The sequence below is a fragment of the Streptomyces sp. NPDC008137 genome (assembly GCF_042957035.1).
In the GTDB taxonomy this organism is placed as follows: domain Bacteria; phylum Actinomycetota; class Actinomycetes; order Streptomycetales; family Streptomycetaceae; genus Streptomyces.
The window spans coordinates 697,562-713,077 of the sequence record NZ_JBIBHN010000001.1; the positions used below are offsets into that span (position 1 = coordinate 697,562).

Consider the following 15,516-nt stretch of genomic DNA (forward strand, 5'->3'; position numbering starts at 1 on the left):
GCAGCCCGTGCGCGCGTGGTCGAGGACCGGCCCGGTCGTCGACTTCAGGGGGAGCGGGTCGCCGGCCGGGTCAGGTGGACCATCTCCATTACAGACCCGTACCGGTGAGGTACGCCGAGACCACCACGTTCGCCGTATAGCCGCCGGTCGTGCGGTCGAAGCTGCCGCCGCAGGTGACCAGCCGCAGTTCGGCCCGGCCCGAGCGGCGGGGGCCGTAGGCCTGGTGGGCGTCGAAGCGGTCGCGGGTGAGGACCTGGACGGACTCGACGGTGAACTCGGCGACCTTGGTGTCGGCCCGGATCACCCGGATCGTCTGGCCCGGCCGCAGAGCACTGACCTTGTAGAAGACGGCGGGCCGGGTCTCGCTGTCGACGTGACCGACCAGCAGCGCGGTCCCCGGCGCCCCGGGTGCCACCCCGCCCGCGTACCAGCCGACCACGCCCGGCTGGTCGTACGGCGGCGGATCGAGCGCCCCGCGCCGGTCCAGGCCGCGCGCCACCACCGGTGCCTGGACGCCGATGCCGGGGATGTCGACGCGTTGCGGCAGGGCGTCGCCCAGCGGGCGGTGCGCCGGGGGCAGCTTCACGTCCGGGGGGCGTCCGGCCGCTGCCATGTCGCCCGTGGTGGGCGCGGAGATGCCGTGCCGTACGTCGGTCACCTCACGGCCCCAGAGCCACAGCCCGAGCAGCAGCACCACCCAGGCGACACCGGCCAGCAGGCGGCCGGTGCCCGAGGGGCGGGTGCGCGCCCGGTCCGGGTCGAGGTCGGACATGGCCGGTCAGTCCGTTCCGCGCTTCCGGCGGACACTGCCGAGCGCGACGGCCACCGCGGCCACGCCCGCGAGGACCAGGCCGGTCACGGTCTGCGCGGTGCCGGGCCCGGTGCGGCGGTCCTCGGCGGCGACGAGGTGGGCGGCGCCGCCCCCGCCCGCTTCGACGGGGGCGATGGGGGACGCGTGTGCGCTGGGCCGCTCGGAGGGGGACCACTGGCCATCGTCTACGAGTTCGGGCTTGGGCGAGGGCCCGCCGCCCTCGGGCAGGGGCTGCCGGCCGCCCGTCCCGGGCGCGGGTGGCTGCCCGGCGGCTCCGGCCGCGGCCCTGGGGGCGGGCGAGCCCTCACTCTCCTGGCTCTCGCGGCTCTCGCGGACGGTGAACGTGCCGGTCCGTTCGGCGCCCCCGCAGGTGATCCTCACGGGGTAGGTCCCCGCCTTGAGCGTGGAGGGGACGCGGCTCTCGCCGATGAGTTCGCCGCCGGTGACGGTGAGCGGGACGTCCGCGACGAACGCCGCCGAGGCGGCGACGGCCGTCCGCGCCGCGCAGCCGGTCACGCGCAGCACGACGTCACTGCCGGGTGCGGGGGTCGCCGGGGTCACCGAGACGCCCCCGGCGTCCGCCGCGAACGCCGTCGGGGCGAGGGCGGCCTGGGTGAAGGCGGCGGCGACCAGGACACTCGTGCGGAGAGTGACTCTCAGGGAACCCATCGTGAACCTCCAGATGCCTGGAGCCTCCCCCGCACGACGGGTCACCGCATCCTCAGGGACGCGGCGACTGCTCCGAACGGGTGGCGACGGGTTTGGGCGCCGGTACGCCGCCTCCTCAGACCCGGTCGACGAGGTCCGCGATCGAGTCCAGGACCTGCGAGGGCCGGTACGGGAAGTCCTCCACCTGGTCGGGCCGGGTCAGGCCGGTGAGCACGAGGAACGTCTGCATCCCGGCCTCCATGCCGGCCAGCACGTCGGTGTCCATCCGGTCACCGATCATCGCGCTCGACTCGGAGTGCGCCCCGATGGCGTTCAGCCCGGTCCGCATCATCAGGGGGTTCGGCTTGCCCGCGAAGTACGGCTTCTTGCCGGTCGCCTGGGTGATCAGGGCCGCCACCGCGCCGGTCGCGGGCAGCGGGCCCTCGGTGGAGGGGCCGGTCTCGTCGGGGTTGGTGCAGATGAAGCGGGCGCCGCCGAGGATGAGCCGCACCGCCTTCGTCATGGCCTCGAAGGAGTACGTGCGGGTCTCACCGAGGACGACGTAGTCCGGCTCGTGGTCGGTCAGGATGTAGCCGATGTCGTGCAGCGCGGTGGTCAGCCCAGCCTCGCCGATGACGTACGCCGATCCGCCCGGCCGCTGGTCGTCCAGGAACTGGGCGGTGGCCAGGGCCGAGGTCCAGATGCTCTCGATCGGCACGTCCAGGCCCATCCGGCGCAGCCGGGCGTGCAGGTCGCGCGGGGTGTACATCGAGTTGTTGGTGAGGACCAGGAAGGGCTTCCCGGACTCACGCAGCTTCTTCAGGAAGGCGTCGGCGCCGGGGATCGGTACGCCCTCGTGGATGAGCACACCGTCCATGTCGGTGAGCCACGACTCGATGGGCTTGCGGTCTGCCATGTGCGGGATCTCCTGCCGTACGCGTCCGGTCCAGCGTGCGACCCAGCCTAAACAGTGGCCGGATCATGTGGAATGGGCCGGTCACGCCGTCCCGAAGGGCGGGACGGAGGCTCAGCGGCGCCGGCGCGCGAGGAGCAGTACCCCGCCCCCCGTGAGCATCAGCGCCGCCGCGGCCGCGGCGACCCGGACGCCGATGCCGGTGCGGGCGAGTTCCTCGGCGAACGGGAAGCGGTCCTCGCGGGGCGGGACGGAGGCCTCGGGCCGCGGCTCGGTCTCCGGCTGGGAGTCGGTGCCGCCGTCGGTCTCCTCGTCACCACCGTCGACCGGCGCGTCGCTGTCGATGCCGAACCGGTAGTCGTTGGACTGCCCGACCCAGTCGCCGTCGTCGTCGTGCCGCTGTACGACGGCGGCGTTGGCGGTGACGTCGTTGGGCACGGCGTCCGAGGTGACCGCGAGCCGCACCTTCACGGTGACGGTCTTCCCCGGCCCGACGGTGAACCCGGCGAACCGGCCCTCGTCGTCGGCCAGCGCCCCGACGAGCTCGTCCTCACCGGTCTTCTCGAACCGCACGGTGTGGGGCCGCGCCCCCTCGAAGAACTCCAGCCGGGGCTGGGACGCGTCCAGGGCCCGCTTGTCGTCCACGAGCACGACGACGGGATGGATCCCGGTGCAGGTCCGGTCGGTCGTGTTGGTCAGGTCGAGGTACCAGGTCCCGTACCCGCCCCCGGCCGCGTAGGAGTCCGGCCCGCCGTGGATGCGGGTGGTGAGCGGGAAGGTGTGGTCGTCGGGCGCGGCGCAGGCGGGCGCCGGATCGTCCGCGTACGCCGGGTGAGCACCGGGGAGCAGGACGGCGGCTGCCGCCGCCAGGCAGAGGTGAGCGGGCGTGCAGAGTCGCATGGAGATGTGACATTGCCGGATGTGGGCGTTCGCGAGCGACGCGGCCCGGAATGGCCCCCGGACGGCGGTGCGAATCCGCCCGGTCGGCGGACAGCCGGCCCCCGGGAGCGGGTCTCAGGCCGTGCCGCTCCTCCCTCCGGCACGGAGCATGCGGACGACGGCCGCGTTGCCGGCGCACCGCTGGGCGTGCCGGAGATGCTCGACGACCTTGGGGTCGGGTGGTTTCCGCGCCGGCGGCATCCGCGTTCCCGTTCAGCGGCGCAGGGTCAGCGTGAGCGTGGCGCCCAGGAACCCGTTGTCGGCGGAGCCGGTCCAGCCCTCGTGCCAGGTCCGGCCGGCCTCCTTGCCGTACATCCGGAAGTACCAGAGCGGATCGTTGCGGTCGAGGGTCGGCATGCTGTCGTCGTGCTGTTCGCGCGCGTAGTTCTCCATGGTGATGTAGTCGCTGCCGCTCGCGGCGACCACACCGCCGTAGTGGTAGTCCATGTGGTTGTCGGAGCCTTCGCGCCGGGCCTCCTTGCGCGTCTCGTGCTGCTCGGCGTCCGGCCGTGCCATGGTCACCATGCCGTCGCCGACCCTGGGAATGGCGGCGTGCTGGTTGGCCTCCAGGTCCTGCAGCACCCGTTCGGCGTTCTCGGGGGACTCCCGGACCAGCTGCTGGAAGCGGCCGCTCATGCCGAAGGTGATCTGGTCGTATCCGGCCGGGTCGCCGCCGTCGATGGCCTCCTGGAACTTCCCCTGCCAGCCGCCGCCGGGCTCCATGCGCACGAGGAACTTCTCGATCGTCTCCCAGTAGCGGTTGTCGGCCTCGCGGTACATGGCCGGCTTCCCGGTCACGAAGCCGAGCATTTCGTTGCAGCGCTGCGGGGTGAGCACGTCGAGGCCCTTGGTCTTCTCGCCGCCCTTCTCCTTGCGGTACTTGGGCTCCACCTCGTAGAGGACGACCTTGCGGCCCGATCCCTCGATGGTCAGGGTCCTGCCGGTCTTCGACAGCGAGAGCCCGCGTTTCTGGCCCGCGCCGGGAAGGTTCTTGATGGACGCGCTGAGCTGCTTGTCGGTGGCGAAGAAGTTCTTCGGTTCCTTGCCGTCGCCGGCGTGTTCCACGGCCAGGTCGAAATTGTCGGACACGGCGAGGTCCACCTCGCCCGCGTAGACGAGGTGGGGCTTGGGCGGCGCGTAACGGGAACGCTCGTCGTACCAGCTGCCCTGCTCGTTGGTGTCCTGGCCCACGAAGAAGTCGTCGGAGTCGGGCTGCTTCTTGGGGTAATCAGTGGAGCCGGCCTTGATGACGTGCAGGCGCTGGACCGCCGTGGCCCCGTCGCCGCAGCCGTCCCCGCCCGCGCAGCCGGCGGCCGCGGCCTTCGGGGCGGTGGCGGTGCGCTGCACGGGCGCAGGCCCGCTCATCACCCGGTCCGCCTTCGTCTCCGCGTGGCGTTCGCCCGCGTCGCCCGGGGCGGACATGCTGACGCCCGCCCCGTTGTCCGTGCCCGGTACGGGCCCCGTCTGCTGGTCCTCGAAGTGGGCCAGTTCGTGCGCCCAGTCCTTCTTGGTCATCCCGCCGCCGTCGACGACATGACGGCCGCTGGTGAACGCCTTGGCCTCCAGGACCGCCGCCGACTCGCGTGCCGCGGGCCCGTCGTGCACGAGGACGCCGCTGAAGTCCGTACCGCCGAAGCGCTGCTCCATCTCGGAGCGCAGGCCCGGCTCCATGGGCCTGGCCGGGGAACCGAGGGCCCGGTCGAGGGCGGCCCGCTGCACCTGGGCGTGCTCGGCCCCGGGTGCCGCCTCATGGGTGTCGTGGCCCGCCGCGGCCACGCGCTGCACATGCCGGATCCAGGCCGCGCTCAGCGGTGACGCCGGTGGCCTGACGGAGGATCCGCCCGCTGACCGGCCGACCGCACCGGCATGCCCTTGGTGGACAGCCCGCATGTCTTCTCCTTCTCCCCGGAACCGGACAGCCGATCGACCGTTCGACCGATCTGCCGCTCCACGTCTACCGAAACCACCGCAGGATGAACATGCCCGTACGCGCACACCTGGGGGCAAGCCCCGGGGCCCGGAAGGACCTCCGCCCCGCTCCCCTCACCCACCCCCACGCCCGAACACCGGCCCCAGCACCAGCTGAGCCGCCCCCGCCGCCACGACTCGCCCGCCCCCGGGGGCGACCCGCACCGGCACGGCCCCCTGGCCCGTCCGCCGGGCCCAGGCCTCCAGCACCGTCCCGACCCCCCGCACGAACGCCTCCGGAGCCGCGGCCACCGTGCGGCCGCCCAGCAGGACGACGTCGATGTCGAGCAGGCCCACCAGGTTCGCCGCCCCGGCGCCCAGGACCCGGGCCGCCTCCCCTGTGTCGCCGCGCGCCACCGCACCGAGGCACAGCGCCTCGACGCAGCCGCGGTCGCCGCAGGTGCAGGGCGGGCCGTCGAGCTGGATCACCTGGTGGCCGAACTCCCCGGCCCCGGTCCTGGCCCCTCGGTGCACGGTCCCGCCGATCACCAGACCGGCGCCCAGGCCCGTACCGAGGTGCAGATACGCGAAGGAGCCGCCCTCGCCCCCGGCGGCAAGGCCCAGCGCCGCCGCGTTGGTGTCCTTGTCGACCACCACCGGCACCCCGAGCCGCTCCGCCAGCGCCTCACGCAGCGGAAAGCCGTCCCACTCCGGAAATCCGGTCACCCGGTGCAGCACCCCCCGGCCATGGTCCAGCGGCCCGGGCAGCGCGACGCCGGCCCCCAGCAGCGCCTCGTCGAGGCCGGTCGGCAGCACCCCGGCCACCGTCTCCCGCACCGCTTCCGTCACCGCCGTCAGCACGGCCGGTGCCCCGGCCCCGAGGTCCAGCGGCGCCCGCCGCTCCCCCACCACGGTTCCCCGCAGATCCACCAGCACGGCCCGGACCTCGTCCCGGTCCAGATGGACCCCGACCGCGTGCCCCGCCTCGGGCACCAGCCGCAGCACGGTCCGCGGCTTGCCCCCCGTGGAGGCCCGTCGTCCGGCCTCCGCCGCGAGGCCGTCCTCCCGCAGCCGGGCCGTGATCTTGCTGACCGCCTGCGGGGTGAGCCCGGTCCGCTCGGCGAGTTCGAGCCTGCTGATGCCCTCGGCTCCGGCCCTCCGCAGCAGGTCGAGCACGAGCGCGGCGTTGTGACTGCGCAGAGCGGGCAGATTCACCCCACCTCCGGTGCCACGCATGCCGCCCATCCCGCCCGTACGGTCGTCCGCCCTGTTCACGCCCCCCATTGTCCCCGGCGCTTGCACTTTGGCAACAGCGTTGCGAAAGTGGGTGCCATGACTGGCACTCCCCTCGGCACGGGCCCCGGCACAGCGCCCGGCTCGCCCCTCCGCGTCGGCCTCGTCGGCTACGGCCTCGCCGGCTCCGTCTTCCACGCCCCGCTGATCGCCGCCACCGAGGGCCTCACCCTCGACACGGTCGTCACCTCGAACCCGGAACGGCAGCAGCAGGCCCGTGCCGAGTTCCCGGACGTGCGCTTCGCCGCCACCCCGGACGAGCTGTTCGACCGGGCCGCCGAGCTGGACCTGATCGTCATCGCGTCCCCGAACAAGACGCATGTGCCGCTCGCCACCGCCGCTCTCAAGGCCGGTCTGCCGGTCGTGGTCGACAAGCCCGTCGCGGGCACGGCCGCCGAGGCCCGCGAGCTGGCCGCCCTCGCCGAGGAACGCGGCCTGCTCCTCTCCGTCTTCCAGAACCGCCGCTGGGACAACGACTTCCTCACCCTGCGCAAGCTGCTGAGCGAGGGCGCGCTGGGCGACGTCTGGCGCTTTGAATCCCGCTTCGAGCGGTGGCGCCCGCAACTGAAGGGCGGCTGGCGTGAGTCCGGCGACCCCGCAGAGATCGGAGGTCTGCTCTACGACCTCGGCAGCCACGTCGTCGACCAGGCCCTGGCCCTCTTCGGCCCGGCGGCCTCCGTCTACGCGGAGTCGGACATCCGCAGGGCGGGCGCCGAGACGGACGACGACACGTTCATCGCGCTCACGCACACCAACGGCGTCCGCTCCCACCTCTACGTCTCCGCGACGACCGCCCAGCTCGGCCCCCGCTTCCGCGTCCTCGGCTCCACCGCCGGCTACGTCAAGTACGGCCTGGATCCCCAGGAGGCGGCACTCCGCGACGGCCTGCGCCCCGGGCCCGGCTGGGGCGCCGAGCCCGAGTCGGAGTGGGGCCGCGTCGGCGCCGGCGAGTCCCCCGCAACGGGCGGCGGCCGCCCCGAACCCACCCTCCCCGGCGACTACCCCGCTTACTATGCGGCCGTGGCGAAGGCCCTGCTGGAGGGCGGTCCCAACCCGGTGACCGCCCTGGAGGCGGCCGCCGCCCTGGACGTACTGGAGGCCGCCCGCCGTTCGGCCCGCGAGAAGGTGACGGTGACCCTGTGACACACAAGAGCAACCCCTCACACCACCAGGAACTCGGCCCCAAGTTCCAGCCGGAACTCACCCCGAGCCTGGAGGAACTGGAGACACAGGAACGCCGCCTGGTCTTCCGCCAGTTCAGTCACGACGACGCCTGGGCACTCGGCTCGCTCCTCGTCGAACTGGCCCGGGAGCGGCAGGCCCCGCTCGCCATCGACATCCACCGCGCCGGCCAGCAGCTCTTCCACGCGGCGCTGCCCGGCTCCACCCCGGACAACGACGCCTGGATCGCCCGCAAGCGCCGGGTCGTGGAGCGCTACGGCTCCGCCTCCTACCTGGTGGGCGCCCGTTTCCGCGCCAAGGGCACGACGTTCGAGGAGTCCTCGCGCCTCGACCCCGACACCTACGCGGCACACGGCGGCTCCTTCCCGATCACCGTCGAGGGCGTGGGCGTGATCGGCGCGGTGACGGTGTCCGGGCTGCCGCAGCTCCAGGACCACCGTTTCGTGGTGGAGGCGCTGGAGGAGTTCCTGAGCAAGGACCGCTGACGGGCCGGAATGAGCGGGAGGTCCCTCTGGTTGGCACCGCCGTACGCGTGATCAGACACGGCGCCCACCCGGAGGGATCGCAACCGATGACCACTGCCCTGAAGGAGACCGTCGGCCGGTACGGCATCTGGAGCGTAGGCCTGCGCTCGGAGGACCCGGACCGGCGCGGCGAACTCGCCGAGGCCGCCGCCGAGCTGGAGGAACTGGGCTACGGCGCCGTCTGGCTGGGCGGCAACTCCTCCGCCGCCAACGCCGCCCCGCTGATCGAGGCGACCTCGACGCTCACCGTCGGCACCAGCATCCAGAGCATCTGGCAGCACGAGCCGGACGCCGCGGGCGCCGCCTTCGCGGACCTGGAGTCGGCCCACCCCGGGCGTTTCCTCCTCGGCCTCGGCGTCAGCCACGCCAAGCGGGTGGAGCAGTACGCCCGCCCCTACTCGGCCCTGGTGGCCCACCTCGACGGCCTGGACACCTCCGGAGTGCCCGCGGACCGCCGCCTCCTGGCCGCCCTGGGCCCGAAGTCGCTGCGGCTGGCCCGCGACCGCGCGGCGGGCTCGATCCCGTACCTGGTCACACCCGAACACACCGCGCACGCCCGCGAGATCCTGGGCGAAGCCCCGCTGCTGGCCCCTGAGCTCGGCGTCGTCCCGGAAACGGACCCGACCCGCGCCCGCGCCCTGGCCCGCGAGTTCCTCGGCATCTACCTCCCGCTGGCGAACTACACCAACAACTTCCTCCGGCACGGCTTCACCGAGGACGACCTGAAGGACGGCGGCAGCGACCGCCTGGTCGACGCGCTGTTCGCCTGGGGCGACGACGCGGCGATCCGCGCCAGGATCGACACGTTCTTCGACGCGGGCGCGGACCACGTCGCCCTCCAGGTAGTGGACGACTCCCCGAGGGACGCCCTGCCGAGGAAGGCGTGGCGCGACCTGGCCGGCCTGCTGGCATAAGACGACCGCGGGCCTCGCGTGGAGGGCTGGGACGAGTTCACCGAAGGAACCGGCCAACCGTCATGACTTGGTGGGGCCTTGACCCGCAATTGGGTCGCTGCCGACCAACCACACCGAGAACGTGCCGGTTACATGGACACGTGATGAACTTCGTTGACTCTCATGCCGAACCAAAGACAGCGTTGCTCCTGACCCTTCTGCGTCACCTGACCTTGACGACAGAGCCAATAAGCATTCAGGGGGAGCATTGCGTTCACTCATTCGCCGTCGTGCATCAGCCGCGGTCTCGGTCATCGCGCTGTGTGTGTTCGGAGCCGCAGCCTCACCCGCACAGGCGGCGTCCAATCCCAACCCCATCGACTGGCAGATCTACTCCACTCACATCGGCCCTGACGGGGAGGACGTGCCCCTCCGGGTCGGGCAAAAGGACGCGGCCAGCATCGATGGGTTCGGGAAGCGACACATCGAGTCGGGTCACAGCGGGCAGATCTCGAGCTGGTCGAATATGAAGCAGGACATCGACAAGACGTTGGACCGTGGGAAGTGCAAGACTTCCGGAAGTAAGATTGCTTGCAACCTCCACAGCCACACATTCCGCAATACCAACGCCAGCGCGATGAAGGTCGTGTTCACCGAACGGGTCGACTCACGATCGAAGGACCACCGGCCCGTCGGCATCATCACCGCGTACTGCTACAACTGCGGGTGCTAGAGGACGTATGGCAAAGATCGAAGAGCATGAGGCGTACCTCGAAGAATTTCGTGCGGAAGTCGTCGAGGGCCTGAGGGCCACCCTTTCCGAGCACTCCGCGGCTCTGAGCGGCCTGTCGTTCGCGGAGGACGCGGAAGGCGTCTGGGCGGAGGCAGCCGTGGAGCTTCCCGGCCGGCCGGAGTTGTGGGTGCGCCGGCGCCTGATCATTCCAGCGCAGGGGCCCGACAAGGATGCCTGGCTGGCGGGCACGATCTTTACCTCGGCGCTGGTCGAGGAGTTGGACCGGCGACGTTCCTGAGCGGTCCGCCCTCGGACGTCACCGCCAGAGACGAGGGCCTTCACCTCACTTGAGGTGAAGGCCCTCGTGCACCCTCCGACCCTCAGGCGTCCTTGAATTCCTGCCGCTGCCGCCCGAGCCCCTCGATCTCCAGCTCCACGACATCCCCGGCCCTGAGGAACGGCTTCGGCTCCGGCTCTCCCATCGCGACCCCCGCCGGCGTCCCCGTATTGATCACGTCGCCCGGGTACAGCGTCATGACCTGACTGAGATACCGCACGACCTCCCCCACCGAGAAGATCTGCTCGGCCGTCGTCCCGTCCTGCTTCAACTCCCCGTTGACCCACAGCTTGAGGGACAGATTCTGCGGATCCGGCACCTCGTCCGACGTCACCAGCCACGGCCCGAGCGGATTGAACGTCTCGCAGTTCTTCCCCTTGTCCCAGGTCCCGCCCCGCTCGATCTGGAACTCCCGCTCGGACACGTCATGCGCCACCGCGTACCCGGCGACATGCGCGAGCCCCTCCTCCGCGGACCCCAGATACCTGGCCGTACGCCCGATGACGACGGCCAGCTCGACCTCCCAGTCGGTCTTCACGGACCCGCGCGGCACGAGCACCGTGTCGTGCGGCCCGACGACCGTGTCCGGCGCCTTCATGAAGACGACCGGCTCGGCGGGCGGCTCGGCACCCGTCTCGCGCGCGTGGTCGTGGTAGTTCAGCCCGATGCAGACGATCTTGCCGATCCGGCCCAGCGGGGGCCCGATCCGCAGCCCGGTGGCGTCCAGCGCGGGCAGCTCACCGGCGTCCGCGGCGGCCCGCACCCGGCCGAGCGCGGCCTCGTCGGCGAGCAGCGCGCCGTCGACGTCCGCGACGACACCCGACAGATCCCGCAGGGTCCCCTCGGCGTCGAGCAGCGCGGGCCGCTCCGCCCCCGCCGTACCGACTCGCAGCAGCTTCATGATCACGTCTCCCTAGATCGCGGGCGCCCGCCGATGCGCGCGACCCGGATGCGGCGGGAACAGCCATCGGAGGACTGGTCGATCCTCCAAGCTGGGAGTCCACTCCGCAATACCCGGTTCACGTACTGGACCCCGGCCGCCCGGTCACCGGTACAGCACGGCCCGCTCGACGACACTCCACGTCGTACTGGTCACCACGTACAGCGCGGCGGCCAGCGGCACGACCGCCACGGTGACGAGCGTGAAGAAGGACATGAACGGCATCACCTTGGTCACGGCTCCCACGCCCGGCACCTGCTCCCCACCACCGACCCGCGCGGCCGGTGCGGCGGCCATCATGCGCTTGCTGAGCCGGTAGCTGAACACGGCGACGCACCCGACGACCACGAACAGCCCGGCGTAGACGAGCCCCGCGCCGCTCAGCAGCCCGCCCCCGCCAAGCGCGTCCGTCCACCGCTCTCCCAGCGGCGCGGCGAACAGCTCATGGCCGAGCAGTTCATTGGCCCGCCCGCCGATCGTTTCGCTGGAGAACAGGTGGTAGAGCAGGAAGAACGCCGGCACCTGGAGCAGCCCGGGCAGGCAGCCGGCCAGCGGCGACACCTTCTCCTCGGCGTGCAGCTCCAGCACGGCCTTCTGGAGCTTCTCGGGGTTCTTCCCGTGCTTCTTCCGCAGCTCGGCGATCTTCGGCTGGAGCGCGGTCCGGGCCTTCTGGCCGCGCGCGGCGGCCCGGGACAGGGGGTGGACGAGGAGTCGTACGAGCGCGGTGAACAGGACGATCGCGGCGGCGGCCGCGGAGGCGCCGAACAACGGCTGAAGCAGGTCGGCGAGGTGCTCGACCAGGTTGGCGAAGACGGACATGCGTGAGCCCTCCGGGGGTCTCGTCGTGCCGGAAGCTGCCGGAAGCAGCCGGAAGCTGGACATGGCGGCATGACGACCCACGCGGGGTCAACGAGGTGATGTGCCCCTACGCGAAGGTCGCCCGGAGGGCGTGTCCGGGTGCCCGGGGCCGGGGGCGTCCCTTGGCGTCCGGGTCGCGTTGCGGCAGGAAGGCCGTACGGAGGTCCCGGTCGCGGATGGCCGTACGCACACGGGTGCGTGGCACGGCGGGCGCGCAGCGCGAGGCGACGAGGGCGCAGACAGCGAGTGCGGCCGACGCCGCGGCGGTCGCGGCGAGCGCGACGGTGGCGGTGAGGCTGCCGGTGTCGAGCAGCGCCACTTCCAGGATCAGGCAGAGAAGCACGAGAGCGGGACGCGGATTCACCCAACTGCGGATCATCGACGGCCCCTCCTCTCGTACATGTGTATGTCCTGCTCTTCGTTATACAGGATCACTCCTTCGCCTGCGTCCGAGACTTCGTACACGGGTTTGAGAAAGGTTCGCCGTAACTCTCGACAACCCACCCGCCACACCCGATGCTTCTCGATGCCATCGACGGGGCAATCCGCGACGCCGGGCCGGGGGGTGACCGGCGTCTGCCCCGAATCCCCCTGGATTCCGCTGAATTCCCCTACGGAGGAGCCGTGATACGACGCAGAACCCTGCTGTCCGCAGCAGGCGGTACGTTCCTCGGCAGCGCCCTGGCGACCGGCACCGCACACGCGGACGCCACCATCGCCGTCACCCCCTCGACCACGTACGGCACCTGGGAAGGCTGGGGCACCTCCCTAGCCTGGTGGGCCAACGTCTTCGGCGCCCGGGACGACTTCGCGGACCTTTTCTTCACCACCAAGTCGGTGACGTACAACGGCCGTTCCCTCCCCGGCCTGGGCCTCAACATCGCCCGCTACAACCTCGGCGCGTGCAGCTGGAACAGCGTCGGCGGCGAGACGATGGTGAAGTCGCCGAACATCCCGGGCTTCAAGCAGATCGAGGGCTTCTGGCAGGACTGGAACAACGAGGACCCCACTTCCTCGGCCTGGAAGTGGTCGGCGGACGCCAACCAGCGCGCGATGCTGGTGAAGGCGACGCAACGGGGCGCGATCACCGAGCTGTTCGCCAACTCCCCGATGTGGTGGATGTGCTCCAACCACAATCCCTCGGGCGCGGCGGGCGGCGGCAACAACCTCCAGACCTGGAACTACCGCCAGCACGCGAGCCACTTGGCGGCGACAGCCTTGTACGCCCGGAACAACTGGGGCGTGAACTTCGCGACGGTCGACCCCTTCAACGAGCCGGCCTCCACCTGGTGGACCGCGACCGGCACCCAGGAGGGCTGCCACATGGACCCGGCCGTCCAGGCGGCCGTACTCCCGTACATGCGCAGCGAGCTGGACAAGCGAGGACTCGGCGGCATCCGCATAGCGGCCTCGGACGAAACGAACATCGACACGGCCCGCTCGACGTGGTCGTCCTTCAACTCCGCCACCAGGGCCCTGGTCTCCCAGGTCAACGTGCACGGCTACCAGGGCTCGGGCGGCCGCCGCGACCTCCTCTACACGGACGTGGTGACGACGTCCCGCAAGAAGCTGTGGAACTCCGAGACGGGCGACAGCGACGGCACGGGCCTGACCCTCGCCTCGAACCTCTGCTACGACTTCCGCTGGCTGCACCCCACGGCCTGGTGCTACTGGCAGGTCATGGACCCGTCAACGGGCTGGGCGATGATCGCCTACGACGCGAACACCCTCCAGCCGACCACCGTCCAGACCAAGCACTACGTACTGGCCCAGTTCAGCCGCCACATCCGCCCCGGCATGACGATCCTGGACACGGGCGTCAGCTACGCGGTAGCGGCGTACGACGCGACATCCCGCCGCCTGGTGATCGTCGCGGTGAACACGGCCGCCTCAGCCCAGACCCTCACCTTCGACCTCTCCCGCTTCACGACGGTGACGGGCGGCTCAGGCGGCCTGGTCCCCCGCTGGAACACGGTGACGACGGGCGGCGGCGACCTCTACACCCCCCGCTCGGACATCCGCTTGACCGGAAAATCCGTAAGCGTCCCCTTCGCAGCGAAATCAGTCCAAACGCTCCAAGTGGACGGCGTCACGCTGTAGGTCGGCTGCGTACGGTACGGCGGCGGTTCGGGGCGATCCGTAAAGCCCGGGTGGCGAACACGGGGAATCCGCGGGTACAGGTGTCTGGCCTGCACATCTCTCACGCTCGTCACCTCCCGGCAGTACGGTGTCCCCCATGCGCCCCGACACGCCTGCCGAAAACGTCGACCACACCGCCGAAGCGGCACGCCTGGAGCGGACCGCCGGCCTGTATCCCGAGGACGCCGAGGCCCTGCTGCTACGGGCCGCGGCCCACCTGGAACTCTCCGGCGACCGCCCCACCGCGTCCACCCTCTACGACCGCCTGCTGTCCTCCGCGGCCGACCTGGACAACCCCCACCTGGTCCGGGCGCTCAAGGCCTCCAACCTCTGGGAGTACGGCCACGAGGCCGAGGCCAGGGCGATCATCGAGGGCGTCCGGGCAGCCTCCCCCCGGGACCCGGCCCCCTGGGTCATCGTGGCCGAATCCCTCGAGTCCCACGACGAACTGGAAGCGGCCCACGACACGTTCACGGAGGCCGTGCACCACCTCCTGACGGACGTGGCGGAGCCCCCGCAGCCGACCCACCCCCTCCTCTTCGGCCGCCACCGGGTCCGCCGCATGCTGGGCAAGCCCCACGACGAGTGGGACGCCCTGGCGGACACGGTCCACTCCCTCCCGATCACCCTGGACGAACTCCACGACCCCAAGCGCGTCTGGTCCCTGGGCTCGGAGAACCCAGCGGAACTGGAGGCCGAGATCCTCCGCCTCCGAGCAGAACTCGGCGCGTACCGCGAGGCCCTCTCCCGCCCGTTCCCGGTGGCGATCCTCCACTGGCCGGCGACGGAACTCACGGAACTCCTGGAGGCGTACCCGTCGCTCACGGCGGAGTACCCGACCCACGAGGCCCACCTCGCGACCATAGAGTCCGCCCTCCGAGAACTCGCCTCCTCCGGCACCCCGAACCTCGGCATCGTCACGGGCACGGTCCCCTCCTACGAGGCCTTCGCGGCCTCGGAACTGTCGTCCCCGGACGACGCGACGCTGCTCCCCCAGTACGCGACGACGCTGGCGGCGCGAGGGCGGGCGGTGGCTTGGCCGCCGCAGCAGGGGGCGGCTTGCTGGTGCGGGTCGGGGCAGACGTACGGCGAGTGTCACGGCAGGGCTGCCTGAGTCCCGACCGACGACGGACACCAAGACCACCGGCAGGTCGCCGCTGAGCCAGCCCGGCGTGCGCGGAAGCGCTGACGCGCCCGTCACACCGGACGCCTGCGCAGCGCCCTGCGGCGCTCCCCACCCTGGCCCCCGCCTCCCCGGGCCGCCCGCTCGCTTCTCTCCCGTGCTGGAGCGGCCCGGGTCAAGGGTGGCCCGCAGGGCCATCGGCGCAGCCGACGCGGAACGCAGCGCAGCGGAGTGGAGCGCCCTTGAGGCGGGGCGCGGAGGCACGACACTGACAA

General features: G+C 71.6%; 16 protein-coding genes. 7 read left to right on the forward strand and 9 right to left on the reverse strand.

The features are described from left to right. Positions 1 to 88: 88 nt before the first annotated feature. The 6 genes from ACFZBT_RS02970 to ACFZBT_RS02995 form a co-directional block, all read right to left on the reverse strand. The gene (locus ACFZBT_RS02970; RefSeq protein ID WP_391097801.1) at positions 89 to 772 is read right to left on the reverse strand and encodes a class F sortase; all 684 of its coding nucleotides are present in this window, start codon (positions 770 to 772) and stop codon (positions 89 to 91) included. Positions 773 to 778: 6 nt separating this feature from the next. Further along, positions 779 to 1,480, reverse strand: a complete 702-nt coding sequence (locus ACFZBT_RS02975; RefSeq protein ID WP_391097802.1) for a hypothetical protein — start codon at positions 1,478 to 1,480, stop codon at positions 779 to 781. 115 nt (positions 1,481 to 1,595) lie between these two features. After that, complete coding sequence (locus ACFZBT_RS02980) at positions 1,596 to 2,375, reverse strand: HAD-IIA family hydrolase (RefSeq protein ID WP_193478283.1); 780 nt, start codon at positions 2,373 to 2,375, stop codon at positions 1,596 to 1,598. A 111-nt stretch (positions 2,376 to 2,486) separates the two neighbouring features. Next, positions 2,487 to 3,272, reverse strand: a complete 786-nt coding sequence (locus tag ACFZBT_RS02985) for a hypothetical protein (protein ID WP_391097803.1) — start codon at positions 3,270 to 3,272, stop codon at positions 2,487 to 2,489. Between the two features lie 252 nt (positions 3,273 to 3,524). Next, positions 3,525 to 5,201 carry a DUF4157 domain-containing protein gene (locus tag ACFZBT_RS02990; RefSeq protein WP_391097804.1) on the reverse strand — a complete coding sequence of 559 codons (1,677 nt, stop codon included), beginning with the start codon at positions 5,199 to 5,201 and terminating at the stop codon, positions 3,525 to 3,527. Between the two features lie 153 nt (positions 5,202 to 5,354). Then, positions 5,355 to 6,455 (reverse strand): ROK family protein, encoded by a 1,101-nt coding sequence (locus ACFZBT_RS02995; RefSeq protein WP_391097876.1) that lies wholly within the window; start codon positions 6,453 to 6,455, stop codon positions 5,355 to 5,357. Between the two features lie 96 nt (positions 6,456 to 6,551). On the opposite strand from ACFZBT_RS02995, the gene ACFZBT_RS03000 reads away from it, so the two are divergent. The 5 genes from ACFZBT_RS03000 to ACFZBT_RS03020 all read left to right on the forward strand — a co-directional run bounded on the left by ACFZBT_RS03000 (position 6,552) and on the right by ACFZBT_RS03020 (position 10,142). After that, positions 6,552 to 7,655, forward strand: coding sequence for a Gfo/Idh/MocA family oxidoreductase (locus ACFZBT_RS03000; RefSeq protein WP_391097805.1), 1,104 nt, complete (start codon positions 6,552 to 6,554; stop codon positions 7,653 to 7,655). Further along, positions 7,652 to 8,179, forward strand: coding sequence for a heme-degrading domain-containing protein (locus ACFZBT_RS03005; RefSeq protein ID WP_391097806.1), 528 nt, complete (start codon positions 7,652 to 7,654; stop codon positions 8,177 to 8,179). The genes ACFZBT_RS03000 and ACFZBT_RS03005 overlap by 4 nt, the downstream gene beginning before the upstream one ends. An 86-nt stretch (positions 8,180 to 8,265) precedes the next feature. After that, the gene (locus tag ACFZBT_RS03010; RefSeq protein WP_391097807.1) at positions 8,266 to 9,132 is read left to right on the forward strand and encodes a TIGR03620 family F420-dependent LLM class oxidoreductase; all 867 of its coding nucleotides are present in this window, start codon (positions 8,266 to 8,268) and stop codon (positions 9,130 to 9,132) included. 247 nt (positions 9,133 to 9,379) lie between these two features. Beyond that, positions 9,380 to 9,844, forward strand: a complete 465-nt coding sequence (locus ACFZBT_RS03015; RefSeq protein WP_391097808.1) for a hypothetical protein — start codon at positions 9,380 to 9,382, stop codon at positions 9,842 to 9,844. 7 nt (positions 9,845 to 9,851) lie between these two features. Further along, positions 9,852 to 10,142 carry a hypothetical protein gene (locus tag ACFZBT_RS03020; protein ID WP_391097809.1) on the forward strand — a complete coding sequence of 97 codons (291 nt, stop codon included), beginning with the start codon at positions 9,852 to 9,854 and terminating at the stop codon, positions 10,140 to 10,142. An 82-nt stretch (positions 10,143 to 10,224) separates the two neighbouring features. On the opposite strand, the gene ACFZBT_RS03025 is transcribed toward ACFZBT_RS03020, so the two are convergent. The 3 genes from ACFZBT_RS03025 to ACFZBT_RS03035 all read right to left on the reverse strand — a co-directional run bounded on the left by ACFZBT_RS03025 (position 10,225) and on the right by ACFZBT_RS03035 (position 12,358). Continuing rightward, entirely contained in the window at positions 10,225 to 11,082 is an 858-nt protein-coding gene (locus tag ACFZBT_RS03025) for a fumarylacetoacetate hydrolase family protein (protein ID WP_391097810.1), read from the reverse strand. Between the two features lie 144 nt (positions 11,083 to 11,226). Then, positions 11,227 to 11,940 (reverse strand): membrane protein insertase YidC, encoded by a 714-nt coding sequence (locus ACFZBT_RS03030; RefSeq protein ID WP_391097811.1) that lies wholly within the window; start codon positions 11,938 to 11,940, stop codon positions 11,227 to 11,229. 106 nt (positions 11,941 to 12,046) lie between these two features. Next, complete coding sequence (locus ACFZBT_RS03035; RefSeq protein WP_391097812.1) at positions 12,047 to 12,358, reverse strand: DUF6412 domain-containing protein; 312 nt, start codon at positions 12,356 to 12,358, stop codon at positions 12,047 to 12,049. A gap of 245 nt (positions 12,359 to 12,603) precedes the next feature. Between ACFZBT_RS03035 and ACFZBT_RS03040 the strand changes: the two genes are divergently transcribed. Next, the gene (locus ACFZBT_RS03040) at positions 12,604 to 14,079 is read left to right on the forward strand and encodes a beta-1,6-galactanase (RefSeq protein ID WP_391097813.1); all 1,476 of its coding nucleotides are present in this window, start codon (positions 12,604 to 12,606) and stop codon (positions 14,077 to 14,079) included. A gap of 136 nt (positions 14,080 to 14,215) precedes the next feature. Further along, positions 14,216 to 15,232, forward strand: a complete 1,017-nt coding sequence (locus ACFZBT_RS03045; protein WP_391097814.1) for an SEC-C metal-binding domain-containing protein — start codon at positions 14,216 to 14,218, stop codon at positions 15,230 to 15,232. The last annotated feature ends 284 nt before the right edge of the window (positions 15,233 to 15,516 follow it).